Genomic DNA, 23,809 nt, shown 5'->3' with positions numbered 1-23,809 from the left:
CAACCCATGGGAGATGGTCATGGACTGGAATCGCGTCGAAGGAAACTGGAAGCAGTTCAAGGGCTCCGCCAAGGAGAAATGGGGCAAGCTCACTGACGACGACCTCCAATTGATCGAAGGCCGTCGGGAGCAGCTCGAGGGCAGGCTGCAGGAACGCTACGGCAAGGCCAAGGACCAGGTTCGTCAGGACGTCGACGACTGGCTCAAATCGCTGCATTGAGGCAGCACGAACGAAGCCCCGGCGAAAGCCGGGGCTTTTTGTTGCATTCGTAGCCCAGATGAGCGCAGCGACATCCGGGACCTTTGTTGCGGCACCCGGATATCGCTTCGCTCATCCGGGCAACGACAGCTTCGCTAGAATACCGCGAGATATTTCAGCAACGACACGATGCCGATGATGATGACGATCACGCGTGCGATCTGCTTGGCGCGGCCGTCCATCGGCAGCATGTTGATGAGATAAAGCACGAGAATGACGACGAGAAAGGTGACGAGTACGCCGACCAGCATCGCTGGGACCCCCTTCAGGCAGGTTGCTGACGTTGTCCTAACGCTTGCAAGGCGCGCCGGTTCCGCACCTGCAACCCTTTGTAATTCTGTGCATTTCGACCTGTCCGGCAATGCCCCCCGTAATTGTACGGCAGTATCACTGTCTAAGTCTTTACCCTTTTGAGGCCAAATGCACCGCGAGCGCCTGCCTTGGCATGCGCATCCATCGTGCATCCCTTTGGTCGTTCGAAGTTCGTAAAGGGGGCTGCCGTTCGGGGCCACGAACTTCGAAACGCGTACCGGGGTATCCGATGCTCAACCGCCTGACCGTCTCCACGCTGCTGAAAGCGGTGATCCTGTCCACCGCACTCGTCGTCGTGATCGGCTTCTCGATCAGTGCTTGGAATTCATGGAGCCGGCTTCAGCAGGCGAACCGGATCGTCGCGGTAGCAACGGCCTCTGCCGATGTGTTCAAGGCGATGGCGAACATCCGCTCCGACCGCTCGACCAGCAGCCGTCAGCTGACCTCCGACATCCAGATGGACAAGGAAATCGAGACATACATCCGCGGCATCCGCGGCGAGCTGATGCCTGCCCTGGCGCGCGCGATCGAGATCTTACCCTCGATCGACTTGCCCCGGGGTGGGACGGCGGTGACCGATCTCGGCCGGCTGAACAAGGCGCTGCTGGCGCAGCAGGCTGAGTTCTGGACTGAGGTCGCCAAGCCCAGGACATCGCGTCGCGCGGCGCTTGTCAAAGAGTATCTCGAGAGCGAGGACGGGCTGATGGCCATCCTCGAAAAGCTGTCGCCGGTGCTGGCCGCGCGCGTCAATCATCAGGACGCAATGATCGATCAACTGCTGATGATTAAGCAGATGGCCTGGCTGTTGCGCGTCAACGCGGGTGAATCCTCGCTGATCGTCGGCAACGCGCTCAACAGCGGCAAGATCGCGCCCGAGGTCCAGCTCGCTCTCACCAAATGGGTCGGCGGCACCGAGGCGGCCTGGAGCGCGACCGAGCTCGCCGCATCGGGCATGCAATTGCCGCCGGCGCTGGCTGCAGCCATGGCGGAAACCAAATCGTCCTATTTCGACCCGCAATATCTCGCCACGCGCGACGGCATCATCGCCGCAATCGCCAAGGGTGAGAAGGCGTCGATGACTGCCAATCAGTGGAGCCCCTACTCGGTCGGCCGGATGGCGAGCGCGATCAAGCTCGCCGATACCGCGCTTGGCGCCGCCAGGGACCATTCCACCAGCCAGCGGGCGCAGGCGCTGCAATCGCTGCTGACCCAGCTTGTGCTGCTGATTGCCGCGATTCTGTTCACGGGCGCCGCGATGCTCGCCGTCAGCCGCCGCGTGATCACGCCACTGCACAGGATTCGCGATGCCATGCTCAAGGTCGCCGGCGGCGACCTCACCGTGGACAGCGGCTATCTCGACCGGCACGACGAGATCGGCTCGCTCGCCGGCGCACTGGAGACGTTCAAGCAGCAAACGATCGACAAGCTCAAGATCGAGGAGCAGGAGCGCGAGCGCAACGCCGGCGCCGCCGCGCGCCAGCGCGCGATGGAAGCGTATGTCGGCGAGTTCGAAGGCGTGGTGCGCAAGTCATTGGGCGAGCTGAGCGAGGCCTCCGGCGAGATGCGCAAGACCTCGGGCGATCTGTCCGCAGTGTCGCGCCAGACCAATGAACGCGTCGAGATCGCAGGCAAGGCCTCGAACGAGGCCTCCACCAGCGTCGAGAGCGTCGCGGCGGCCGCCGAGGAGCTCTCTGCCTCCATCAACGACATCAGCCAGCAGGCCGCGCATGCCGCCGGCATCGCCAGCCGGGCCGTCAACCAGGCGCGCGAGACCGACAGCACGGTGCAGGGGCTGGCGCAGTCGGCGGGGCGGATCGGCGAGGTCGTCGGGCTGATCAACACCATCGCAGCGCAGACCAACCTGCTGGCGTTGAACGCCACGATCGAGGCGGCGCGCGCCGGAGAAGCGGGGCGCGGGTTTGCGGTCGTGGCATCGGAGGTGAAGTCACTGGCGGGCCAAACCGCGAAGGCGACCGAGGAAATCTCCGAGCAGATCGCCGACATCCAGAAGGTCGCAGGCGACGCCATCAACGCGATCCAGACGATCGGCGGCATCATCGGCGAGGTGAACGAAGTTGCCACCGCCATCGCGGCCGCGGTGCAGGAGCAAGGCGCAGCCACGCAGGAGATCACCCGCAGCACGCAATATGCGGCGCAGGGCACCAAGAACGTCTCGGACAACATCACCGGCGTCAAGGCGGATGCCGACACCGCAGCCGGTGCCGCGGAGAACGTGAAGCAGGCCTCCGAGATGCTGGAGACGCAAAGCCGCCAGCTCGGTCAGCAGGTCAGCGACTTCCTGGGCAAGATCCGCGCGGCGTAGGGTACGACGGCGCAACACGATCGGTGTCGTCCCGGACAAGCGAGCACAGCGAGCGCTGATCCGGGACGCATGGCCACAGCGGACAATTGTCGCACGAGCTGGCAACTCCGAGTCTGCGCCAAACTACGCCCTGTGGCTATGGGTCCCGGAACTGCGCGCGCTTTGGGCGCGCTTGTCCGGGATGACAGGCTTTGTAAGGCTGGTAGCGCGGCAACTCAGCCAACGTCCTGCGCCCTACTCCTTCGCCACCACCGGGACCTGACGGAATTTGGCGCGCACCGACTCCGGCAGCGGCGAAAAGTTCATCGCGACGCCGCGGCGGTCGTTGGCGTTACGGGTCGCGACCACGAGGCCGCCGGCGCCGGCAACGATGTCGCCCTTGCGCAGGGTGGGGTCGTCCTCGACCTTGACCTGGGCGAGGCCGACCGGGTCCTTGCCGTTGCAGGTGCAGCCTGCGACAATCTCGTTGCGATAGCGGAACGCGTTCGGCAGGTCGGAATAGGACTTTCCGTTCTCCGTCGTGGCGTCGTCGATATTGCTGCCGTAGACCAGCGAGGTTTCGGAAGCCGGGCAGAAGCTCTTGCAGGACTGCGCCTTGCTCTCGGCGTCGGCGCCCTGCGCCGGGAAATAGCGGCCGTCGCAGCCGCGCACGCAATAGGCCGTGCCGCCATAGGAGGCCCGCTGGCGTGGCACCTCATAGCGCGGCATGTCATCATTCGGGAACGGCATCCGGAGCTCCGGCGGCGGCCGCATCCGGAAGCCGCCGAACAACGCCGAGAAGAAATCCTCCGCATGCGCCGACGGCGCCGACACCAGACCGGCGGAGACAGCAATCAAGATCGCCGTACCACCAGCCACCTTGCCAACCAGGCCTCTGCTCATATGACCTCGCTCATGCTTAGTTGACGGCCGATGTCGTGATGTTCAACGCATGTCGGCCCGAGGGCAACGTCGTCACGGCCGGACGCCTGCGCAGGGGATCGCCACCTCTGGCCATCAGCGGCGCGTTCTTCGGCAGCACCACGACCTTGGCGCCGATGTTGACGCGGTTGAACAGGTCGATGACGTCCTCGTTGGTCATGCGGATGCAGCCGGACGAAACGAACCTGCCGATGGTTGAGGGATCGTTGGTGCCGTGGATGCGGTATTGGCTCGAGCCGAGATACATCGCACGCGCACCGAGCGGGTTGCCGGGCCCGCCGGCGACGAAGCGCGGCAGATAGGGCTGGCGCGCGATCATTTCGGCCGGTGGATGCCAGTCCGGCCACTCGGCCTTCCGGCTGACGCTCTGCACGCCGGACCAGGTAAAACCTTCGCGGCCGACGCCGACGCCGTAGCGGATCGCGCGGCCGTTGCCGAGCACGTAATAGAGATAGGTGTTGTTGGTGTCGATGAAGATGGTACCGGCCGGCTCGCTCCTGTCGAAGCTGACGACCTGCTTGCGCAGCCGGTCGGGCAACTGGGCGTCCTCGTCGGCAGCCTGCGGCGTCTCGTTGGCGTCGTCCTGAGAGTAACCCTGGTCCTGCGGGTACGTCCGCGGCTGCATCGGCGCGTAGCCGAACGTTTGCGCGCTCGCGGTCCCTAAGGGCACTGCGAGCAGAGCGGTTGCGAAAACGAATGCGGTAACGACGCGCGGCGAGAAGCTGCGACGGACTGCAAACAACCTTGTCATGTGCTGCCCCGTTGGATGCGTGCATCAGGGTGACGCACTGCCCAACAAACTCCCGCGGCTGGATCTAAGTTCCGGCACAGCGTGCGGCAGCGACGTCACAGTCAAGCGAGCAGCTGTTCACGAGGCCGCGATGGAACCGGCACCCCGTCCACGCGTTGTGAGGTCATCAATGGGCGCGCGGATCGCGTTTCCGTGCGGGAGAGATATTGTGCGCGTCCTTCCCAGCGAGCGTCTGATTCCCGGCAACAGCGAAGGCAATCCGCTTCCCGAGAGCCATGCTGAGCTGCCGCCGGTGATCCGCCGCACCGAATTCGTCGCGTTCGCGCTGGCCGGCCTCCTGCTGATTGCCACCGTCACCGTGCTCTATGTCGGCAAGGCGTTCTTCCTACCGGTGGTGATGGCGTTCGTCACCGGCACCATGCTGTCTCCGGCGGCGAGCCTCCTTGAGCGATGCAAGGTCCCACGCAGCGTCGGCGCCGTCCTGATCGTGGTCGCGGTGACCACCGTGGTCGCCTTCATCGTGGCGCTGATCGCCTCGCCGGTGATGGAGTGGAGCACCCGCCTGCCGGAGCTCGGCGCGCAACTGAAGGACAAGTTGCACGTGTTCGACCGGCCCGTTTCACTGTGGCGGGAGATGCAAGCCATGCTCGGCGGCTCGGAAGAATTGCCGAGCCTCCAGATGCCCAAGATCGAGTGGGTGCAGCCGACGCTGGAATTCCTGTCACCGACCTTTACCGAATTCCTGCTGTTCTTCGTCACCCTGATCCTGTTCATCGCAAGCTGGCGCGACCTGCGGCGGGCCATGATCATGACCTTCAGCGATCATGACGCGCGGCTGCGCACGCTTCGGATTCTCAACGAGATCGAGGTCCATCTCGGCAACTATCTCCTGACCGTCACCCTCATCAATGTCGGCGTCGGCATCGCCACCGGCCTCATTTGCGCACTCACCGGAATGCCCAGTCCGGCCGGGCTCGGCGCGCTGGCGGCAACGCTCAACTTCATCCCGATCATCGGGCCCGTGGCGATGTTCGCAGTGCTGGTCGTGGTGGGGCTGATGGCCTTTCCGACCATCGGCGGCGGCCTGATGGCCGCGCTCGCCTTCGGCGGCCTCACCTTTCTCGAGGGGCACTTCATCACGCCGACGATCATCGGGCGACGGCTCGCCCTGAACGCGCTCGCCGTGTTGCTCGCAGTCGCATTCTGGACCTGGCTATGGGGGCCGATGGGCGCGTTCCTGTCGTCGCCGCTCCTGATCGTCGCACTGATCCTGAAGGAGCACCTGTTACCGGAGAATTCGCCGCAGCTCCCGCAAGCCTGACCGGTTTCAGCAAACGGAACTTACCCGTCGACGAAACGTTCTCCGCCCATCTCAGCCGTCAACAGTTTGGAGCTCCCGATGTCCACGAGCAATGCCGAAGCCGGGATGAGAGACTGGACCGACAAAGCCACCAGAGAACGCCTCGCGAAGGATGTAGCAGCCGTGAAAAGCGATATCGCCGCCCTCGCCGAGCAGATCACCGACGCACTCAACACCTTTGCCAATTCCACGAGCAAGCAGGCTCGCCGCGGCTATCGCCAGGCGCGCGAGAACATGGATACCGCGATCGACGACATGTCGGAGCGCGGCAGCGCGATGATGGAGGCAGCACAGGACGCCTACGGCTCGATCGAGGAGACGCTGGAAGAGGCTATCACGCAGCGGCCGCTCGCGACCGTCGGCCTCGCGCTCGGCATCGGCTTCCTGATCGGCGTCGCCTGGCGCAGGTAGGTTTGCCGAACGGAGCTTGAGATGGCGGCGCTGCCCGCGCCGCCGGTGCCGGCGTGTGGCGGTTCGGCTTGTGGGGGATTGAGGAGCAAGGCCATGTTTCAGCGCATCATCGACGGGATCAGTGCATCCACCGGCGCGACTGTTCGGCTGACCTCCCTTGCCGCGGGCGCGGCCTTCGCGCTGTTGGTGACGACAGGCTTCCTTTGCGCCGCCGCCTTCATCTCGGTCCTGCAGAGATATGGCCCGGTGCCGGCCTGTCTTACCGGTGCCGGCATCTTCTTCCTGCTGACCCTGGCCGCGGCAGGCTCCTATTGGGGCTACAAGCGCGAGGTGCAGAAGCGCGCCCGGATCGCGGCCGAGCGCGCCGCGAAGTCGGCCGCGCAGAGCATGCTTGCAGATCCGATGCTCCTCGCCACCGGGCTTCAGATCGTTCGCGCCATCGGGATCAAGCGGCTGTTGCCGATCCTGGCGATCGGCGGGGTCGCCCTCGGCATCCTGGCGAGCCGCGCCGCTGCGTCCGAGGAGGCATCAGCCGAACCTGCCGAGTAATGGTCCGAGCGGGTTAAAGGATTTCGTCGTAAGTCCTGCGAGCGCATCTATCCGAAATCGACAGAGGCGACGCCGCGCAATTTTGCGCCATCCGGCACGAATGCCTGCCGTTCACGGAAACGCTACTCGGATGGGCAGGCGGTTGCCGGTAAAAGCATCATCCTGATTCCCAAAGCTATTTTACTCAATGAAACCGTCCGTCAAGGCGAACCTCGCCGCATTCCAACCCGACGCCAGGCTCTATTTGACGCTCGGCATTGCCAATTGGTCGGTATTCGTTGACCACATTCCGAACAACGTCGTCAACCTGCTGACGCTGCGCAATTTCGGCTTCAGCGGTGCGGCGGACCTTTTCGTGTTCGTGGTGGGTTACGGCGTCGCCATTATCCACGGCAGGATGGCGCTGGAGCGCGGCTACGTGGTCGCGGCGACGCGAATCTTTCGCCGCGTCTGGCGGCTCTATGCCGCCTATGTCGTGCTGTTCGTGATCTATATCGACGCCATCGCCTATGTCGCCTCGCAATCGATGGCGCCGGAGATCATCCACGAATACAACATCTCGGGGATTCTCGAGCACCCGCTGCGCATCCTGATCCGCGGTCTCGTGCTCCAGGAAGAGCCGCTGAACCTCGACCTGCTTCAGCTGATGATCCCGCTGATGGCCTTCTTTCCGTTTGTGCTGTGGGGCCTGCTGCGGCGGCCCAACGTGACGCTTGCGGCATCGGTCGCGCTGTATGTTGCCGCACGCTGGTTTGACTGGAATTTCCGGGTCTATCCGGACCAGGAATGGACCTTCAATCCGCTCTGCTGGCAGATGCTGATGGTGCTGGGCGGCTGGTTCGCCGTCACAGGCGCGCCCGGGCGGGCGCTGCGCGACCTCCCCTGGCTGCGGATACTCGCAGGGAGCTATCTCGTCTTCGCGATGGCGGTCACCCTGTTGCGCCATTCGCCGGGATTGTCCGCCTATCTGCCTGACCTTCTCCTCGACAGCATCACGCCGACCGACAAGGAGAACCTCGCGCTTTATCGCGTGGTTCACTTCCTCGCGCTCGCCTTCCTCGCAACCCATCTTGTCCCGGCCGATCACCCCGGCCTGCGATTGAAGCCGCTTCAGGCGGTCATCCGATGCGGGGAGGAATGGCTCGCCGTGTTCTGCGTCGGCGTGTTCCTGTCCTTTGCCGGCCATCTCATCCTGATCACCGGGCCCAATCTGGTGGTGATGCAGATCGTGGTGAGCATCATCGGCTTCGCCGCGATGACCGCGGTCGCCTACTACGTGACCTGGTCGAGGCGGCAGGACCTGCCCGCCGCCCTGCGGCAGCAGGCCTAAAGCGCGATGAGATTAGGATGAGATTGGGATGAATTGTGATCGCGCTTTGGGATCATGCTCTAGGCACAAAATCGTGCGATTCTGCTAGGCCGAAGGCTGTGGCTGCGCTATGCCGGGAATCTGCGTGAGGAGACCAGGCGTGGCGATGGCGAAAGGCGGGGGTGACGAGGCTGACAGCGCGCCCCGGCGCGGCCGGCCAAGATCCATCGAGACCAGCAACGCCATTCTCGAAAGCGCCTATGCACTGATGGCCTCCACCGGCCTTGCCGCCACCACCATCGACGCGGTCGCGCGGCACTCCAGCGTCTCCAAGATGACGATCTACAAATGGTGGCCGTCCCGCGAGGCGCTTTTGATCGACGCCTTTCTTCACCACGCCGCCCAGATGCTGCCGTTGCCGCCGGCGAGCTCAGGCAGCCCCGCGGCACGCGCGCGCCGCCATGCGGCGGCCTATGCCGAGGCACTCCAGGGCGAGTTCGGCAAGGTCCAGCTCGCCGTCATCTCCGAATGCATCTCCAAGACCGGCTCGGCCGAGCTGTTCTACGCGCGCTATCTGCAATTCCGCCGCGACGCACTGGTCGAGATGATCGCCGCGGGCCAGAAGGATGGCAGCATTCTGGCCGAAGGGCTTCCTGAAGATCTCTACGACGCGATCTATGGCAGCCTGTTCTATCGCTACGTTTTCGGCATCGCGCCGGTCACGCCGGCTTACGCGCGTAACCTTGTCGACCTCGTGTTGCGGCCGAAGGGTTAGCTGCGCACCGGCCTGACCGGCGCCGAGATCTTGTCGGTGCGGTCGCGCTCGGTCATGTCGACCACCGTCTCCATCGGCGCGGTCAGTTCATAGACGTAGGAGACGTCGGTGAAGAAGCGCTTGGCGGTGCCCCCTAACGCCTCGGGCGCGACGCGGTCGAGCAGGATCAGGCCGAAATCGGAATCGGGCCGGCGCGTCGCCTCGCTGGTGTTGAACTCCTCCCAGCGGAAGTGGAAGACCTCCTCGCCCTCCTCGCCCGTCACCGACCAGGCGGCGGTGATGTGCGGATGCTTTCCAACCAGCGACAGGCCCTCGTCGGAGTGCGAGGCAAGCTCGAAGAACAGGAGCGAGAGGCTCTGCGCCGCGCGCGCGCTGACCGCGATATCAGGACCGGTGACGGCGATGCGGTCGGCATGCGGGATGGCGCGCGCCTCGAACAGGCCCTTCAGCTTGACGCCCTGCCACTGGCTCTCGCTGAGCAGCGAGACCACGTTGGACATGGCGTGGATGCGCCCGATCAAGAGCTCGCGCGCGATGTCAATGTCCGAGCCGTGGCGCAAGGTGCGCGTCACGATCGACTGGATCACCGCCAGGATGTTCTTGACGCGATGGTTGAGCTCGTCGATGACGGCCGTCAGCCGCCGCTCGAACCCGATTCTGACCTGGATTTCCCGGCTGAGCCGCAGATTGTTGTAGGCGACATAACCGAACAGGCCGCACACCATTGCCGTGATCGCAAAGCCGATCGCCGCCACGATGATCGCGGTCTGCTCGGCGCGGCGCACCGAGTTGGCCTTCGCGTAATAACCGAGCTGCCAATCACGGCCGCCGAAGCTCACCGTGCGCGTCGCCGACGGCGGCGGTCCGTCGGCCGCCATGCGCGTCGAGACCACGCCCTGGTCGTTGGCGATCAGCTCGCCGCCTTCCTTGCGCGGATCCCTAAGCGCGACCGCGAACAACGACATGTCGTCATTGGTCAGCATCAGCGAGGCGAGCTCGTAGGAAAATGTGACGAATCCGGCCGGCTCCGTTGCTCCCTCGGGAATGACCGGCGCAGCCACGATGATGCCGATCGCGTCGTTCCCGCGGATCAACGGCACCGGGTCCGAGGCAACCGACCTCTTCTCGACGCGCGCACGCGTCAGCATGGCGCTGCGAACCGGATCCTGATCGTAGCTGCGGCCGGGCAGCGTCTTGGTCTCGTTGCTGCGTGGCTCGAGGTCCATCAGCACGTCGATCGGCTGAGTGATTTCGGCCGGATTGATCGGCTTGTCGTCATAAGAGCGAATCTGCGGATTTGGGAAGCCGGCGCCGGCGATGGCGGCCTGCGCCGCCGCAAGCTCGTTCGGCTTCAGCCGGGCGATCCAGCCGGCCACCACGAAATCGGTCTTGAAGGCGTAGATCGCCGAGCGCAGCGGCTCGAGCATGTTCGGCTTGATCACGGATGGCGCGCGGAACAGGCCCGAGGCGACACGCGCGAGCAGCTCCCGCTCGGTGAGGCGGTCCTGAACCAGACTCGCATGAACGTCGATCGCACGCGCGAGCGCGATCCGATCCAGCGCCAGCTCCTGGTCGTGAACGCGATAGGCTGCAAGCCCGGAGAGCAAGACCCCGAGCAGAGCGATGAAGCCGATAATGAAACCCAGCCTGACCACGCGACTACTCAGGCGAAAGCAGGAGGTCGGCAATAAACACAGAGCATATGAACGCCGCTCGAACGGCCATGTGCCGAAACAGGGTAAACCCCAGTGGCGGAGATAATGGAGGAGGAGGCATCAGTACGCAACTTGGGTCGCCTGAAAAGCTTAATCCGCCCGGCCGATGGTCTGGATGGGATGAATTCGCCCCGGGCGCCGGAGGTAGTTAATCGCCGTGTCCGAAGTTTGTTCCGCGGTTGCGGCGCTGCCCAGGCGTTAACGGCGAAAAGCGCCTGCGCCAAGTGGTCGCGTCCGGTCACCCCGCCCGCTTCAGGCCGCCTTTGGCCTCGATGAAGCCGACGATCCGGTCGAGCCCTTCGCCTTTCTTCAGGTTCGTCATGACGAAGGGACGCTCGCCGCGCATGCGCCTGGCATCCGTCTCCATCTTCTCCAGGGAGGCGCCGACATGGGGCGCGAGGTCGGTCTTGTTGATGACCAGGAGGTCGGACCGGGTGATGCCGGGGCCGCCCTTGGACGGGATCTTGTCGCCTGCGGCGACGTCAATGACGTAGATGGTGAGGTCGGCCAGCTCCGGCGAAAAAGTGGCAGCGAGATTGTCGCCCCCGGACTCGATCAGCACGAGATCAAGTCCGGGAAACTTGGCGCGCATGTCCGCGACCGCGGCAAGATTCATCGAAGCATCCTCGCGGATCGCGGTGTGCGGGCAGCCGCCGGTCTCGACGCCGGCGATGCGATCCGGCGTCAGCGATCCCGATCGTACGAGGAACTCGGCATCCCATTTGGTGTAGATGTCGTTGGTGATCGCCGCAATGTCGTAACGCTCACGCATGGTCTTGCAGAGCAGGTCCATCAGCGCGGTCTTGCCCGATCCGACCGGGCCGCCGACGCCGACACGCAAGGGGCCGTGAGATTTCGACATGTAATTCGCTCTCTCTCGATGGGTTAAAAGGCCGCACGGATCACGACCGAAACAGCCGCGTATATTGCGTCTCGTGGCGCAAGCTGGCGAGATCGGCCCGGAAGGTCGCGCTGCCGAGATCGTCCAATGCCGCGTTCAGCGCCCGAGTGGCGGTGGCGGCCACCGCCGCTTCCAGCCGCACCAGCACGCGCTGGCTGTCGGTCTGGCCGAGCGGAATGAGGCGGCTCGCCGCCGAGATCCAGTTCGAGACCAGCGCATGCAAGAAGGCGTGCAGCGTCGGCGCCAGCGGCACGCCGTGCTGAGCTGCGACCACACCGACGGCGACCGGATAGACCAGTGGCGTGCTGCATGCCGCAACCATGGCATCCAGGCCCTCCGCATCCCACGCGGCGCGGGAGATGTCGATGAAGGCGCGGCCCTGCGAGGTCGTCTCCAGCTGCCGCTCGCGCGACGGCACGAAGGCAGCGGCGAGCTCGGCAATCTCGTTCAAAGCACCAGTCTCGTCTGCTTCCGCGGCGCGATAGGCGTGGACCAGAAACGTCGCGTCACAGAAGCCGGAGCCGTCGCCGAGCATCGCATCGAGCCAATCCGCCAGCGTCGTTGTGTCGGTGATGTCGCCCGCCTCGACCGCCCATTCGAGGCCGCTGGAATAGGAGAAACCGCCGACCGGGAACGCCGGCGACAGCCAGGTCATCAACCGGTACAGCGCCGCCGCCTCGCCCTCGGTGAGGCCACCGGCGCCGACCGGCTCATTTGTGGTCATGAGCATGCTTGTGGCCGTGGTGATGGTCGGGATGGTCGCAATTCTCGTCGTGGTGATGATGGTGCTCGTGACTATGGTCATGCGCGGCATGATCATGATGGTGGTGGTCATGGTGCTCGTGGCCATGATCGTGGTGGTGATGGCCGTGATCGTGGTGCGCATGGTCGTCGTGTCCGTGCGCGTGGCCGGCGTCCGCGTAGGCGCCACCCTCGGGATCGAACGGCGCCTCGATCTCGATCACGCGGGCGCCGAGACCCTTCACCATGGCCTCGATCACGTGATCGCGGCGGATGCGCAAGGCCTTGGCCATGATCTGCGTCGGCAGATGACGGTTGCCGAGATGCCAGCCGACGCGGATGAGATGGTGCGGATCGCGACCGCGAATCTCCAGCAGCGGCTCGGCAGCTGCCACCACCTCGATCAGCCGGCCATCCTCCAGCACCAGCGCGTCGCCGCCGCGCAGCGCGACGGCATGCTCCAGGTCGAGCAGGAATTCGAGCCCCCGCGTGCCCGTCATTGCCATGCGGCGGCGATGCCGGTCGTCGAAATCGAGCACAACCGTGTCCGCTGGCGCTTCCGTGAAGCGGTGCTGTCCCTTGACCTGCGTCGCCCGGATCATGCGTCTTACCTCGTTACCGTGTCTCGACCTTTTCGGGCGTGATCACCTCGATCTTCGGCGGTGCCGTGAAACACTTTACCGCGACGCGGCCGAACGTCTTCATGTGCTCCATTCCACGATGCGGCACCAGCGCTTCGGCGTTCTCCCACTGCTCGACGAACACCATCTTGCTGGGATCGGTGACGCTTTCATGCAAATCATAGGCGATATTGCCGGGCTCCTTCCGCGTCTCCTTGATGCAGGCGGTGGCGGCCGCGATGAATTCGGCGCGCGTCTCGGGCTTGATGGTCAAAGTGGCGACGACGTAGATCACGAGAAGTCCTCCCGGCTTTTCTTCTAAGGGTTACGATACCGGGCGGGACATTAGACCAGGCGGGACCGAACGCAAAACCGAAAAGCCGTCCCCGGACACGCACTCCGAACACACTCTTGGGACATGCACCGAGGCGCTATTTCAGTACATGAAATATCGCTGCGCCATCGGCAGCACCTTGGCGGGCGCGCAGGTCAATAGCTCACCATCGGCGCGGACCTCGTAGGTCTCGGGATCGACCTCGATATTGGGAGTCGCGTCGTTGTGGATCATGCTCTTCTTGGAGATCTTGCCGCGGGTGTTCTGGACCGCATAGAGCTTCTTCTCGATGTCGAGCTTTCGCGCAAGGCCGCCGGTAACTGCAGCCTTGGAGGTGAACACCACGGACGATGCCGTGCGCGCTCTGCCGAAGGCGCCGAACATCGGCTGGTAATGCACCGGCTGCGGCGTCGGGATCGAGGCGTTGGGGTCGCCCATGGGCGCTGCGACGATCGTGCCGCCCTTGACGATGCAGTCCGGCTTGACGCCGAAGAAGGCCGGCGACCACAGCACGAGATCGGCAAGCTTGCCCTTCTCGACCGAGCCGATCAGCTTCGACACGCCGTGCGCGATCGCGGGGTTGATCGTGTACTTGGCGATGTAGCGCTTCACGCGGAAATTGTCGTTGTCCTTGCCCTTGTCCTGCGGCAGTGATCCACGCTGCTTCTTCATCTTGTCGGCGGTCTGCCAGGTCCGGATGATGACCTCGCCGAGGCGGCCCATGGCCTGGGAGTCCGAGGACATCATCGAGAGCGCGCCGAGATCGTGCAGGATGTCCTCGGCCGCGATGGTCTCCTTGCGGATGCGGCTTTCAGCGAACGCCAGATCTTCCGCGATCGAGGGATCGAGGTGGTGGCACACCATCAGCATGTCCAGATGCTCGTCGATGGTGTTGCGCGTGAACGGGCGCGTCGGGTTGGTGGAGGACGGCAGCACGTTCTTCAGGCCGGCGACCTTGATGATATCAGGGGCGTGGCCGCCACCGGCACCTTCGGTGTGGAAGGCATGAATGGTGCGGCCCTTGAAGGCCTTGATGGTGTCCTCGACGAAGCCGGATTCGTTCAGCGTGTCGGTGTGGATCATCACCTGAATGTCGTGATCGTCGGCCACCGACAGGCAATTGTCGATCGCGGCCGGCGTCGTGCCCCAGTCCTCGTGCAGCTTCAGCGCGCAGGCGCCGGCCTTGATCATCTCGACCAGCGCGGCGGGTCGCGAGGCGTTGCCCTTGCCGGAAATGCCGAGATTGACTGGGAAGGCGTCGAACGACTGGATCATCCGCGCGATGTGCCACGGCCCCGGCGTGCAGGTGGTGGCGAACGTGCCATGCGAAGGGCCGGTGCCGCCGCCCAGCATCGAGGTGACGCCAGACATCAGCGCGTGTTCGATCTGCTGCGGGCAGATGAAATGGATGTGGCTATCGAAGCCGCCGGCGGTGAGGATCTTGCCTTCGCCCGCGATCACGTCCGTGCCCGGACCAATGATGATGGTGACGCCCGGCTGGATGTCGGGATTGCCGGCCTTGCCGATAGCCGAGATCATGCCGTCCTTGATGGCGACGTCGGCCTTCACGATGCCCCAGTGATCGACGATCAGCGCATTGGTGATGACAGTGTCGGCCGCGCCCTGTTTGTTGGTGACCTGCGACTGCCCCATGCCGTCGCGAATCACCTTGCCGCCACCGAACTTCACCTCCTCGCCATAGGTGGTGAAATCCTTCTCGACCTCGATGATGAGGTCGGTATCGGCGAGGCGTACCTTGTCGCCGGTGGTGGGGCCGAACATGTCGGCATAGACGGATCGCTTTATCTTGACGGACATCACCAGCCCCGTTTGCGTTTGAATGTTGTCTGAGCGCTCACAGCAAAGCTCTCGCTGCTTTGACGGCATCGTCGAATTTCTCGTCGAGCCACGCATTGCCGCCGCGGCAACCCGCCACGACCTGCTCGGCCCAGCCGCTGTAGTCAGCGAGTTCCTCGCGCTCTTCAGCGGTCGGATCGGACTGAATGCGCGCGCCGATATTGCTGACCTTGTCGGCGATCTTGATCAGCTTTGCGCCGGGGGATTTGTGCGGAGCGTCCTCGATCTGCTTCTGCCGTCGCTCTGCCTTCGGCAGGCTCATATCGTCGGTGCATTCGACGACGAGGGAGGCGACTCGCTCTGAGAATGTCTGAGCAAGCTCCTCGCGTGTGGTGTCGGTGTCCTCGATGGAATCGTGCAGCCAGCCGGCCGCGACCAGCTCGGCGTCGGTACCGTCAGTCGCGGTCGCAAGCAGGTTCGCGACCTCGGCGAGGTGATTGATATAGGGCTCCTTGCCACGCCCCTTGCGCACCATGCCGTTGTGGCGGCGCGCGGCGAGCTCGGCGGCTTCTGAGACGAGGCGGATTGGCGAGAGCATGCTTATCGCTCCTCCAGACCGTTGAGTACACAGCGAACATGCCACATCACTCCCGTCGGAGTGCGCAGCATACCCCTCTCCCCAACCCTCCCCCGCAAAGGGGGAGGGAGCTTGACCAATGTGCTCACCTGACAATGCATCATGGCTCCTCTGGTGTATCGGTATCAGAGGTAAGGGACGCGCTGGCGTTGGGGTTCCCTCCCCCCTTGCGGGGGAGGGTTAGGGAGAGGGGTGCCGCTTGCTCCGCTGCCTCAAGAATGGAAAGAACAACACCCTCGAGATTTCTCATCACGTCGTCATTGGTGAAACGCAGCACGCGATAGCAGCGGGATGCAAACCATTGGTCGCGCTGTTCATCGTGCCGGATACGTTCTTCGAAGTCGTGGCTCTCGCCATCGACTTCAACGATGAGCTTGCAGGAATGAGCGACGAAATCCGCGATGTAGTGGCCCATAGGCGTCTGACGGCGAAAGGCCAGACCTGCGAGGCGATCGGCCTTCAGATAGCGCCACAGCAGCGTCTCTGCGCGAGTCATCTCGCGCCTCAATCGTTTGGCGCGATGGCGCTGAATCTCGCTGACCTCGTCGTGCGGCATACCCCTCTCCCCAACCCTCCCCCGCAAGGGGGGAGGGAGTCCGACCGGCGTGCTCACCTCACATCGGATCACAGCTTCCCCATCACGTCGCCGCGGAAGCCGTAGATGGTCTTCTTGCCGGCCAGGGCGACGAGCTGGACGTCGCGGGTCTGGCCGGGCTCGAAGCGGACGGCGGTGCCGGCGGCGATGTCGAGACGCATGCCGCGGGCTTTTTTGCGGTCGAATTTCAGGGCCAGGTTGGTCTCGAAGAAATGGTAGTGCGAGCCGACCTGGATCGGCCGGTCGCCGGTATTGGCCACCGTCAGCGTCACGATCTTGCGGCCGGCATTGAGCTCGATCTCGCCGTCCTGGATGAAGAGTTCGCCGGGGATCATTCTATCCTCCTCGTCATTCCGGGGCTCGCGCAGCGACAACCCGGAATCTCGAAACCAAAACCTCTGGATTCCGGGTTCGCCCCCGCGGGCGCCCCGGAATGACGACTACCTGATCGGCTCGTGCACGGTGACGAGCTTGGTGCCGTCGGGAAAGGTCGCCTCGACCTGGATGTCGTGGATCATCTCGGGAATGCCCGGCATCACCTGGTCACGGGTCAAAACCTGCGCGCCGGATTGCATCAGCTCGGCGACGGTGCGGCCGTCGCGGGCGCCTTCGAGGATGAAATCGGAGATGATCGCAACCGCCTCGGGATGGTTGAGCTTGACGCCGCGGTCCAGCCGGCGGCGCGCCACGATCGCCGCCATCGAGATCAGAAGCTTGTCCTTTTCGCGGGGAGACAGGTTCATGCGAAATCTCTTCCGTTCAACACGTCAATTCAGCCGGTCAATTCAGCCAGAGCCGCGGCAAGGCGGCACCGGTGCTCGCCAGCACGGCCATCATGTCGGCGCGCAAGCGCGCCGCATCTTGGGCACAGAACCGCGCCATTGCAAAGCCATTCCAGGCGGATATCCCGACCTCGCCGGAGAAAGGCTGCGACGCCTCCCTGATGCGCTCGATCAATGTCTCATCGCCGGGCACGATCAGGGCCGTGCCGATCGCCGCACCACCTTTGGCGATCGCGGATCGCGCGAGCTTGGCGCCGATGTCGCCTTCCAGCCTAACGGTTTCTGCGAACACCAGCTTGCCGCCGCGGCGCATCCGCCAACGGTCCACGAATTCGCCATGCTCCATCCGCTCGCCCATGGCGGTACGGCCGAATACGACAATCTCGCAAAGCAGAAGCGAGGCCGCCTCGTCGAGCGCGATGTCGAAGCGGCGCTGCACGCGGGCGCGGTCGAACAGAATCGTCTCCTGCGGAAGCCAGGACAAATGCGCGCCTGCGCCGACCTTCAGGGCGATATTGAGCTGCGCCGCCGGGCCCGGCGTACGATAGACCTTTTCGGCCGCCGCCGTGGTCATCGTCAATCGCGCGCTGTCCGCCGCCGATATCTCGATGTCGAAGCGATCGCCGCCGGCGACTCCGCCGGCCGTGTTCACGAACACGCCGGACAAGCCCTGATCTTCCGGCGAAGGAAAGCGGACGCGGAGCGAGCCGGATTCATGCAAGCCGCCGCGCCGCGTCACGCCATCGCGCGCATGCACGTCGAAGCGCACCGTGCCACGGGCGCGGTTGGCTTCGAATAGCGTGGACGTGGCCGACAGTTCGCTGCGCATCCGTCTCCCCAGCCGGTCGCGGCAGGTCTTTTCCGGCTTACAGCGCCATCTGGCGGCTGATCTCGCTCGCGTCGAGGTTGGAACGGTCGCAGGTGAATTTCACCGCGCCGCGATCCATCACCGCGAAACTGTCGCCGAGTTCGCAGGCAAAGTCGAGATATTGTTCGACCAGCACGATGGCGATGTTGCCGAGATTGCGCAGGTACGAGATGGCGCGGCCGATGTCCTTGATGATCGAGGGCTGGATGCCCTCGGTCGGCTCGTCGAGCAGGAGGAGTTTTGGCCGCATCACCAGCGCGCGGCCGATCGCGAGCTGCTGCTGCTGGCCGCCGGAGAGGTCGCCGCCGCGCCGGCCGAGCATGGATTGCAGCACCGGAAACAGCGAGAACACGTCGTCCGGAATGTGCTTGTCCTCGCGCTTGAGCGGGCCGAAGCCGGTCTTGAGGTTCTCCTCGACCGTCAGCAGCGGAAATATCTCCCGGCCCTGCGGCACGAAGCCAATACCCTTGCGCGCGCGCTCATAGGGCTTCAGACCCGTGATATCGCTGCCATCGAACACGATCGCGCCCGAGGAGATCGGATATTGTCCGACCATGGCGCGCAGCAGCGAGGTCTTGCCCACACCGTTGCGCCCGAGCACGCAAGTCACCTTGCCGGGCTCGGCCGAAATCGAGACGCCGCGCAGCGCCTGCGCCGCGCCGTAGAACAGGTTGATGTCCTTGACCTCAAGCATCGCTCAGCGTCCCAGATAGACTTCGATGACCCGCTCGTTGGACGAGACCTGGTCGATGGTTCCTTCCGCGAGCACCGTGCCCTCGTGCAGGCAGGTGACCTTGACGCCGAGCTCGCGCACAAAGGTCATGTCGTGCTCGACAACCATCACGGTATGGGTCCTGTTGATCTCTTTCAGCAGCTCGGCGGTCAGGTGCGTCTCGACGTCGGTCATCCCCGCAACGGGCTCGTCGACCAGCAGCAGTTTTGGATCCTGCGCCAGCAGCATGCCGATCTCGAGCCATTGCTTCTGGCCATGGCTGAGGCTGCCGGCGAGGCGGTTGCGGGCCTCGGTGAGGCGGATCGTCTCCAGCACCTTGTCGATACGCTCGGACTCCGCCTTGCTGCCGCGCCAGAACAGCGTGCCGCGCACCGAGTGATCGACATTGAGCGCGAGCAGGAGGTTGTCCTGCACGGTCTGGCTCTCGAACACGGTCGGCTTCTGGAACTTGCGGCCGATGCCGAGCTCGGCGATGCGGGTCTCGTCGAGGCGCGTCAGGTCGGTGACGCCGTCGAACAGCACCGTGCCCTCGTCGGGCTTGGTCTTGCCGGTGATGATATCCATCATCGTGGTCTTGCCGGCGCCGTTCGGGCCGATAATGGCGCGCATCTCGCCGGGCTCGAGCGTCAGCGACAAATTGTTGATGGCGTGGAAGCCGTCGAAGGAGACGTGCACGCCGTCGAGATAGAGCATCGCGGACGTTGCGCGGGTGTCCATGACGTTCATGACCGCTTACTCCGCCATCATCTTGGGTTCGGTGACGCCGTCTTCAGCCGCGGCGCTCACGGAAGTCGCAGTGCGTTTTTCCTTCGACGAATCCCACCAGGCGTTGAAGGTGCCGACGATGCCCTTCGGCAGCAGCAGCGTCACCAGGATGAACAGCGCGCCCAGCATGAACAGCCAGTACGGTGCCAGCACGCCCGAGGTGAAGAACGTCTTCGCGTAGTTGACGACGACGGCGCCGAGCGCGGCGCCGACCAGCGTGCCGCGGCCGCCGACCGCGACCCAGATCACCGCCTCGATCGAATTGCCCGGAGCGAACTCGCTCGGATTAATGATGCCGACCTGCGGCACATAGAGCGCGCCGGCGACACCGGCCATGCAGGCCGACACCGTGAACACGAACAGCTTGTAGGACTCGACGCGGTAGCCGAGGAAGCGCGTGCGCGATTCCGCGTCACGCACGGCGATCAGCACCTTGCCGAGCTTGGACGAGACGATGGCGCGGCAGATCAGGAAACCTATGATCAGCGCCAGGCAGCTCAGCGCGAACAGCGCGGCACGGGTGCCCTCCGCCTGCACGTTGAAGCCCAGAATGTCCTTGAAGTCGGTCAGACCGTTGTTGCCGCCGAAGCCGAAATCGTTGCGGAAGAAGGCGAGCAGCAGCGCGTAGGTCATCGCCTGCGTGATGATCGACAGATACACGCCGGTGACGCGGGAGCGGAAGGCGAGCCAGCCGAAGCAGAAGGCGAGCAGGCCGGGCACGACCAGCACCATCAGCGCGGCAAACCAGAACATGTCGAAGCCGTACCAGTACCAGGGCAGCTTCTGCCAGTTCAGGAACACCATGAAATCAGGCAGGATCGGATTGCCATAGACGCCGCGGGTGCCGATCTGCCGCATCAGGTACATGCCCATGGCATAGCCGCCGAGCGCGAAGAACGCGCCGTGGCCGAGCGAGAGGATGCCGCAATAGCCCCAGATCAGGTCGATCGCGAGCGCCAGGATCGCGTAGCAGACATATTTGCCCCAGAGCGCAACGAGATAGGTCGGCACCTGCAGGAACGATCCCACGGGCAGCAGCAGGTTGGAAAGCGGGATGAGGATGCCGCAGGCCGCAACGACGGCGAGGAAGATCGTCGCGCTGCGGTCGAGCGATCGCGTCAGCATGTGAGGGGTCATGCTTCCACCGCACGGCCCTTGAGCGCGAACAGGCCGCGCGGCCGCTTTTGAATGAACAGGATGATCAGAACCAGAATCGCGATCTTGCCGAGTACGGCGCCGGCGACCGGTTCCAGGAACTTGTTGGCAATGCCGAGCGTGAAGGCGCCAACGAGGGTGCCCCAGAGATTGCCGACCCCGCCGAACACCACGACCATGAAGCTGTCGATGATGTAGCTCTGGCCGAGATTGGGGCTGACATTGTCGATCTGCGACAGCGCCACCCCGGCGATGCCGGCAATGCCCGAGCCGAGGCCGAAGGTGAGCGCGTCGACGCGCGAGGTGGCGATGCCCATCGAGGCCGCCATGCGGCGGTTCTGCGTCACGGCGCGCATCTCGAGGCCCAGTGCGGTGTAGCGCAGCATCGCGAGCAGGATCGCGAACACCGCGAGCGTGAAGAGAAGGATCCAGAGCCGGTTATAGGTGATGGTGATCTGGCCAAGCTCGAACGCGCCGCTCATCCAGGATGGGTTACCGACCTCGCGGTTGGTCGGGCCGAACATGGTGCGCACCGCCTGCTGCAACACCAGCGACAGACCCCAGGTCGCCAGCAGCGTTTCCAGCGGCCGGCCGTAGAGGAAACGGATGATGCTGCGCTCGATCAGCACGCCGATGGCGCCGGCGACGAGGAAGGCGAGCGGTACGGCGATCAGCAGCGAATAGTCGAACAGGCCGGGATAGCGGCTGCGGATCACCTCCTGCACCACGAAGGTGGTGTAGGCCCCTAACATCACCATCTCGCCATGGGCCATGTTGATGACGCCCATCACGCCGAAGGTGATGGCGAGCCCGATCGCGGCGAGCAGCAGCACCGAGCCGAGCGAGAGGCCGTACCAGGCGTTCTGCACCATGGACCAGACCGCGAGTGAGTTCTGGATCGATCCGATCGCGCTCGCCGCGGCCTTGGTCACCGACGCTGGCTGATCGCCCATGCCGGTGAGCAGCGCCAGCGCCTCCTGATCGCCGCGCGCCTTGAGGGTGGCGACGGCCTCGAGCTTCTCGACCTCCGTTGCATCGGACTTGAACAGCAGGATCGCGGCGCGGGCCTCACCGAGCGCGGCCTTGACGGATCTGTTGCTTTCCTTGGCGAGCGCGGCCTCGACCGCCTCGAGCGCGGTCTCCTCATGCGATTTGAAGACGGACTGCGCAGCCTGCAGGCGCGTTCCGACATCCGGCGACTGCAGCGTCAGGCTGCCGAGCGCGGCGTCGACGCTGCGGCGCAGGCGGTTGTTGAGGCGAACCGCGCTCGCACTGTCGGGAACGCTGGCGACGGCCTCGCCGGTCGCAGCGTCGATCGACTTGCCGTCGGCGCCGGTGACGTAAACCTTCTTGCTATCAGGATCGGCCATGAGGCGGCCGTCCTGGAGCGCGCTGATGATGGGGAAAGCCAGCTTGTTGCCGCTGCCCGCGACCACGCCGATCGCCTCTTCCGTGTCGGAAAAATCGTCATTGGCGAATTTGGCGACCGCATCCTCGAACGGACCGGCGAAGGCCGGTAGCGCGAACGCGATCAGAAACAGCGCGAGTGCAAGCGAGCAGAGACGGGCAGACAAATGGGCTGGCACTGTGAATGACCCCGGCAGAAATGAGAGGAGAAGGCGGCGGGATCGCCGCCCTCTCCAGTCGTGCAATTGGAGTGTCAGATCCGGATCAGGAGCCCGAACCGAGGCACTTGTTGGTCTTGGTGTTGAAGTTGCCGCACTTCTTGCCGACCCAGTCGCCGATCAGGTCCTTGGAGCCGTCAAGCTCCTTCGACCAGGCATCGCCCGCGACGAGGCCCGGGGTCTTCCAGACCACGTCGAACTGGCCGTTGCCCTTGATCTCGCCGATGAACACCGGCTTGGTGATGTGGTGGTTCGGCAGCATCTTCGACACGCCACCGGTCAGGTTCGGCGCCTCGATGCCGGGCAGCGCGTCGATCACCTTGTCCGGATCGGTCGACTTCACCTTTTCGACCGCTTTCACCCACATGGCGAAGCCGATCACGTGCGCTTCCATGGGGTCATTGGTCACGCGCTTCGGGTTCTTGGTGTACGCCTGCCAGTCCTTGATGAACTTCTCGTTCGATCCGTCCTTTGTCTTGATCGACTGGAAGTAGTTCCAGGCGGCGAGATGGCCGACCAGCGGCTTGGTGTCGATGCCGGCGAGCTCTTCCTCACCCACCGAGAACGCCACGACCGGGATGTCCTTCGCCTTGATGCCCTGGTTGCCGAGCTCCTTGTAGAAAGGAACGTTGGCGTCGCCGTTGATGGTCGAGACTACCGCGGTCTTCTTGCCGGCCGAGCCGAACTTCTTGATGTCGGCCACGATCGTCTGCCAGTCGGAGTGACCGAACGGCGTGTAGTTGATCATGATGTCTTCCTGGGCGACACCCTTCGACTTCAGATAGGCTTCCAGGATCTTGTTGGTGGTGCGTGGATAGACGTAGTCAGTGCCCGCGAGCACCCAGCGCTTCACCTTCTCTTCCTTCATCAGATAGTCGACGGCGGGGATCGCCTGCTGGTTCGGCGCAGCACCCGTGTAGAACACGTTGCGCTCGCTTTCTTCGCCCTCGTACTGCACGGGGTAGAACAGGATGTTGTTCAGCTCCTTGAACACCGGCAGCACCGACTTGCGCGACACCGAGGTCCAGCAGCCGAACACCACCGAGACCTTGTCCTTGGTGATCAGCTCGCGCGCCTTTTCGGCGAACAACGGCCAGTTCGACGCGGGGTCGACGACGACGGCTTCCAGCTTCTTGCCAAGCACGCCGCCCTTCTTGTTCTGCTCGTCGATCAGGAAGAGGATGGTGTCCTTCAGCGTGGTTTCACTGATCGCCATGGTGCCGGACAGGGAGTGGAGCACGCCGACCTTGATGGTGTCGTCCGCGGCCTTCGCGCCAGTCAATGAAGCCAGACCAAGCAACAGTCCGGCGGTCGCGGCGAGCACGCCGCGGCGGCTAAATGACGCCGCTATATCGTGAGTGGATTTGCTAAACATGAGTGTCTCATCTCCCTGACGCAGACGTGAAAACGCTGCGAAACGGCCCCACGGCCGCCTGCGATTAATGGAATCGCAAGAACCATGCCATGGCCTGAGCACCTATCAACTTATTGATTCTGCTGACATAATTGTCAGAAATCGAAGTTTCGCCGCAGCTAAGTCGCCTAAATTATAGACAACATAAATGTATGCG

The 23,809-nt window shown here is 64.0% G+C and carries 26 protein-coding genes; 7 read left to right on the top strand and 19 right to left on the bottom strand.

Translation table 11 applies throughout. The features are described 5' to 3' along the window. The first annotated feature begins 19 nt into the window (after nt 1-19). Nucleotides 20-220: a CsbD family protein gene (locus tag YU9_RS0115960; RefSeq protein WP_027573746.1), complete on the top strand. Its 201-nt coding sequence runs from the start codon at nt 20-22 to the stop codon at nt 218-220. Between the two features lie 134 nt (nt 221-354). Here YU9_RS0115960 and YU9_RS47730 read toward each other — a convergent pair whose 3' ends face one another. After that, the gene (locus YU9_RS47730; protein WP_008546817.1) at nt 355-510 is read right to left on the bottom strand and encodes a Thivi_2564 family membrane protein; all 156 of its coding nucleotides are present in this window, start codon (nt 508-510) and stop codon (nt 355-357) included. Nucleotides 511-800: 290 nt separating this feature from the next. Here YU9_RS47730 and YU9_RS0115950 point away from each other — a divergent pair, with 290 nt between their 5' ends. Then, nucleotides 801-2,894: a methyl-accepting chemotaxis protein gene (locus YU9_RS0115950; RefSeq protein ID WP_027573745.1), complete on the top strand. Its 2,094-nt coding sequence runs from the start codon at nt 801-803 to the stop codon at nt 2,892-2,894. A 234-nt stretch (nt 2,895-3,128) separates the two neighbouring features. Here the strand turns inward: YU9_RS0115950 and YU9_RS0115945 are convergent, their stop codons facing one another. Together YU9_RS0115945 and YU9_RS0115940 are read right to left on the bottom strand one after the other, a co-directional pair. Further along, nucleotides 3,129-3,776 (bottom strand): DUF2865 domain-containing protein, encoded by a 648-nt coding sequence (locus tag YU9_RS0115945; protein WP_027573744.1) that lies wholly within the window; start codon nt 3,774-3,776, stop codon nt 3,129-3,131. Nucleotides 3,777-3,792: 16 nt separating this feature from the next. Next, the gene (locus tag YU9_RS0115940) at nt 3,793-4,566 is read right to left on the bottom strand and encodes a L,D-transpeptidase (protein WP_027573743.1); all 774 of its coding nucleotides are present in this window, start codon (nt 4,564-4,566) and stop codon (nt 3,793-3,795) included. Between the two features lie 208 nt (nt 4,567-4,774). Here YU9_RS0115940 and YU9_RS0115935 point away from each other — a divergent pair, with 208 nt between their 5' ends. From YU9_RS0115935 to YU9_RS0115915, 5 genes are all read left to right on the top strand, one after another. Next, nucleotides 4,775-5,887 carry an AI-2E family transporter gene (locus tag YU9_RS0115935; protein ID WP_027573742.1) on the top strand — a complete coding sequence of 371 codons (1,113 nt, stop codon included), beginning with the start codon at nt 4,775-4,777 and terminating at the stop codon, nt 5,885-5,887. 78 nt (nt 5,888-5,965) lie between these two features. Beyond that, nucleotides 5,966-6,337 carry a YqjD family protein gene (locus YU9_RS0115930; RefSeq protein ID WP_027573741.1) on the top strand — a complete coding sequence of 124 codons (372 nt, stop codon included), beginning with the start codon at nt 5,966-5,968 and terminating at the stop codon, nt 6,335-6,337. A 93-nt stretch (nt 6,338-6,430) separates the two neighbouring features. After that, nucleotides 6,431-6,886, top strand: a complete 456-nt coding sequence (locus tag YU9_RS0115925) for a hypothetical protein (RefSeq protein ID WP_027573740.1) — start codon at nt 6,431-6,433, stop codon at nt 6,884-6,886. A 187-nt stretch (nt 6,887-7,073) separates the two neighbouring features. Beyond that, nucleotides 7,074-8,216, top strand: a complete 1,143-nt coding sequence (locus YU9_RS0115920) for an OpgC domain-containing protein (protein ID WP_027573739.1) — start codon at nt 7,074-7,076, stop codon at nt 8,214-8,216. A gap of 145 nt (nt 8,217-8,361) precedes the next feature. Then, nucleotides 8,362-8,970 (top strand): TetR/AcrR family transcriptional regulator, encoded by a 609-nt coding sequence (locus YU9_RS0115915; RefSeq protein ID WP_036017306.1) that lies wholly within the window; start codon nt 8,362-8,364, stop codon nt 8,968-8,970. Here YU9_RS0115915 and YU9_RS0115910 read toward each other — a convergent pair. From YU9_RS0115910 to urtA, 16 genes are all read right to left on the bottom strand, one after another. Further along, the gene (locus YU9_RS0115910; protein WP_027573737.1) at nt 8,967-10,625 is read right to left on the bottom strand and encodes an HWE histidine kinase domain-containing protein; all 1,659 of its coding nucleotides are present in this window, start codon (nt 10,623-10,625) and stop codon (nt 8,967-8,969) included. The genes YU9_RS0115915 and YU9_RS0115910 overlap by 4 nt on opposite strands. 298 nt (nt 10,626-10,923) lie before the next feature. Beyond that, complete coding sequence (gene ureG, locus YU9_RS0115905; RefSeq protein WP_027573736.1) at nt 10,924-11,547, bottom strand: urease accessory protein UreG; 624 nt, start codon at nt 11,545-11,547, stop codon at nt 10,924-10,926. Nucleotides 11,548-11,587: 40 nt separating this feature from the next. After that, nucleotides 11,588-12,316 (bottom strand): urease accessory protein UreF, encoded by a 729-nt coding sequence (locus YU9_RS0115900; RefSeq protein ID WP_027573735.1) that lies wholly within the window; start codon nt 12,314-12,316, stop codon nt 11,588-11,590. Then, nucleotides 12,297-12,929 carry an urease accessory protein UreE gene (locus YU9_RS0115895; protein ID WP_027573734.1) on the bottom strand — a complete coding sequence of 211 codons (633 nt, stop codon included), beginning with the start codon at nt 12,927-12,929 and terminating at the stop codon, nt 12,297-12,299. The genes YU9_RS0115900 and YU9_RS0115895 overlap by 20 nt, the downstream gene beginning before the upstream one ends. Before the next feature lie 13 nt (nt 12,930-12,942). Next, nucleotides 12,943-13,242, bottom strand: a complete 300-nt coding sequence (locus YU9_RS0115890) for a putative quinol monooxygenase (RefSeq protein WP_027573733.1) — start codon at nt 13,240-13,242, stop codon at nt 12,943-12,945. A gap of 141 nt (nt 13,243-13,383) precedes the next feature. Next, nucleotides 13,384-15,099 (bottom strand): urease subunit alpha, encoded by a 1,716-nt coding sequence (gene ureC / locus YU9_RS0115885; RefSeq protein WP_027573732.1) that lies wholly within the window; start codon nt 15,097-15,099, stop codon nt 13,384-13,386. 37 nt (nt 15,100-15,136) lie between these two features. Beyond that, nucleotides 15,137-15,676, bottom strand: coding sequence for an HD domain-containing protein (locus YU9_RS0115880; protein WP_027573731.1), 540 nt, complete (start codon nt 15,674-15,676; stop codon nt 15,137-15,139). Between the two features lie 139 nt (nt 15,677-15,815). After that, nucleotides 15,816-16,271, bottom strand: a complete 456-nt coding sequence (locus YU9_RS0115875) for an endonuclease domain-containing protein (protein WP_036017305.1) — start codon at nt 16,269-16,271, stop codon at nt 15,816-15,818. Nucleotides 16,272-16,339: 68 nt separating this feature from the next. Beyond that, on the bottom strand, nt 16,340-16,645 hold the full coding sequence (locus YU9_RS0115870) for an urease subunit beta (protein WP_027573729.1): 306 nt from the start codon (nt 16,643-16,645) through the stop codon (nt 16,340-16,342). 105 nt (nt 16,646-16,750) lie between these two features. After that, nucleotides 16,751-17,053, bottom strand: a complete 303-nt coding sequence (locus YU9_RS0115865; protein ID WP_027553946.1) for an urease subunit gamma — start codon at nt 17,051-17,053, stop codon at nt 16,751-16,753. 37 nt (nt 17,054-17,090) lie between these two features. Next, on the bottom strand, nt 17,091-17,921 hold the full coding sequence (locus tag YU9_RS0115860) for an urease accessory protein UreD (RefSeq protein ID WP_027573728.1): 831 nt from the start codon (nt 17,919-17,921) through the stop codon (nt 17,091-17,093). A gap of 37 nt (nt 17,922-17,958) precedes the next feature. Beyond that, a complete protein-coding gene (gene urtE / locus YU9_RS0115855; RefSeq protein ID WP_018646609.1) occupies nt 17,959-18,654 on the bottom strand; it encodes an urea ABC transporter ATP-binding subunit UrtE in 696 nt (231 codons plus the stop codon). A gap of 3 nt (nt 18,655-18,657) precedes the next feature. Then, a complete protein-coding gene (gene urtD / locus YU9_RS0115850; protein ID WP_027573727.1) occupies nt 18,658-19,419 on the bottom strand; it encodes an urea ABC transporter ATP-binding protein UrtD in 762 nt (253 codons plus the stop codon). Nucleotides 19,420-19,425: 6 nt separating this feature from the next. Then, nucleotides 19,426-20,595 carry an urea ABC transporter permease subunit UrtC gene (urtC, locus tag YU9_RS0115845; RefSeq protein WP_027573726.1) on the bottom strand — a complete coding sequence of 390 codons (1,170 nt, stop codon included), beginning with the start codon at nt 20,593-20,595 and terminating at the stop codon, nt 19,426-19,428. Continuing rightward, nucleotides 20,592-22,199, bottom strand: a complete 1,608-nt coding sequence (gene urtB, locus YU9_RS0115840; RefSeq protein WP_027573725.1) for an urea ABC transporter permease subunit UrtB — start codon at nt 22,197-22,199, stop codon at nt 20,592-20,594. The genes urtC and urtB overlap by 4 nt, the downstream gene beginning before the upstream one ends. 85 nt (nt 22,200-22,284) lie before the next feature. Next, a complete protein-coding gene (urtA, locus tag YU9_RS0115835; RefSeq protein ID WP_027573724.1) occupies nt 22,285-23,613 on the bottom strand; it encodes an urea ABC transporter substrate-binding protein in 1,329 nt (442 codons plus the stop codon). Between the last annotated feature and the right edge of the window lie 196 nt (nt 23,614-23,809).

Origin of the sequence: Bradyrhizobium sp. WSM1743 (assembly GCF_000473065.1) — a bacterium.
In the GTDB taxonomy this organism is placed as follows: Bacteria; Pseudomonadota; Alphaproteobacteria; order Rhizobiales; family Xanthobacteraceae; genus Bradyrhizobium.
The sequence above is the reverse complement of the archived record's forward strand: the minus strand, read 5'-3'. Positions and strand labels throughout refer to the sequence as shown.